The sequence below is a fragment of the Streptomyces calidiresistens genome, assembly GCF_014141525.1.
Classification (GTDB): Bacteria; Actinomycetota; Actinomycetes; order Streptomycetales; family Streptomycetaceae; genus Streptomyces; species Streptomyces calidiresistens.
Genome location: NZ_VKHS01001320.1, coordinates 1 through 656 on the forward strand (window position 1 = coordinate 1; position 656 = coordinate 656).

General features: G+C 77.1%; 1 protein-coding gene. It reads right to left on the bottom strand.

All coding sequences use genetic code 11. From position 1 onward, the window contains the following. Nucleotides 1-22: 22 nt before the first annotated feature. Nucleotides 23-652, bottom strand: coding sequence for a Holliday junction branch migration protein RuvA (gene ruvA, locus FOE67_RS27090; protein ID WP_182667453.1), 630 nt, complete (start codon nucleotides 650-652; stop codon nucleotides 23-25). Nucleotides 653-656 lie beyond the last annotated feature (4 nt).

Below are 656 nucleotides of genomic sequence, written 5' to 3' on the forward strand. Positions count from 1 at the left end.
CGTCCCCCCTCCGCGAAGTCGTTCATCCGGCCCTCCCGGCACCGAGCCGGCGCAACGCGGCGCGCAGCAGGACGGGCAGTTCGGGCCGGGCACCCTCGGCGAGCCGCGCGGCGGCCTCCGGCTCGACCTCGCGCACGCCGCGGTCGGCCTCGCGCGCGGACCATCCCAGGCCGGTGAGCGCCGCGTGCAGCTGCTCCTGCCAGGAGTCCTCCCGGGGCGCCGCGGCGGTGGGGCGGGGAGCCGTGCCGACCGGCGCCCCGAGACGGTCGCGGAGTTCCAGGAGAAGTTTCTGCGCGCCCTTCTTCCCGATGCCCGGGACGGCGGTGAGCGCCTTCTCGTCACCGGTGGCGACCGCGCGCCGCAGGTCGTCGGGCCGGTGCACGGCGAGCATCGCCTGGGCGAGCCGGGGACCGACGCCACCGGCGGTCTGGAGCAACTCGAAGGTGCGCCGGGCGTCCTCGTCGGGGAAGCCGTAGAGGGTCAGGGAGTCCTCCCGCACCACCAGGGAGGTGGCCAGGCGGGCGGGCTCGCCCACCCGCAGCCCGGCGAGGGTGTCGGGGGTGCAGCGGACGTCGATACCGATCCCGCCCACCTCCACGACGGCGGTGTCGGGGCCCAGCGCGGCCACGGGGCCGGCGACGAAGGCGATCATGGGC

What these genes read in the sequence shown, in the direction of transcription:
- ruvA (WP_182667453.1), bottom strand. Translation starts at nt 652, where the DNA reads ATGATCGCCTTCGTCGCCGGCCCCGTGGCCGCGCTGGGCCCCGACACC.